At 68.2% G+C, this 626-nt stretch carries 1 protein-coding gene; it reads left to right on the forward strand.

What is annotated here, in order from left to right:
- On the forward strand, positions 1-626 hold a 626-nt coding region (locus AC3A35_RS27840), incomplete at both ends, for an NAD(P)/FAD-dependent oxidoreductase (protein ID WP_487439800.1).

Genomic DNA, 626 nt, shown 5'->3' on the forward strand with positions numbered 1-626 from the left:
GCGGTGATGGACCCGCGCGCGCTCACCGAGCTCTTCCCCGACTGGAAGGAACGCGGCGCCCCGCTCAACACCGCGGTCACCGAGGACCGGGTGATCTTCCTCAACGGGACCGGCGGGCGCACCATTCCCAACAGCCTGCTGCCGGACTGCTTCCTGAACCGCGGCAACTACATCGTGCGCCTGGGCAATGTGGCCAAATGGCTGGGCGAGCAGGCCGAGGCGCTGGGCGTCGAGGTCTATCCCGGCTTTGCCGGCGCCGAGATCCTGTATGACGAGGCCGGCGCGGTGAAGGGCGTGGCCACGGGTGACATGGGCCTGACCCGCGAGGGCGAACCCGGTCCCCACCACCAGTTGGGGATGGAGTTGCACGCCAAGTACACGCTCTTTGCCGAAGGCTGCCGCGGCCACCTCGGCAAGCTGCTCGAGGCCAAGTACAACTTGCGCGACGGCGTCGATCCGCAGACCTACGGCATCGGCCTCAAGGAATTGTGGGAAGTGCCGGCCGCGAACCACACCCCCGGCCTGGTGGTGCATACCGCCGGCTGGCCGCTGCCGTCCGATACCTACGGCGGCGGCTTCGTCTATCACCTCGAGGACAACCTGGTCGCGGTCGGCTACGTGGTCGG

The sequence above is a fragment of the Azoarcus sp. Soil_N_20 genome (assembly GCF_057656155.1).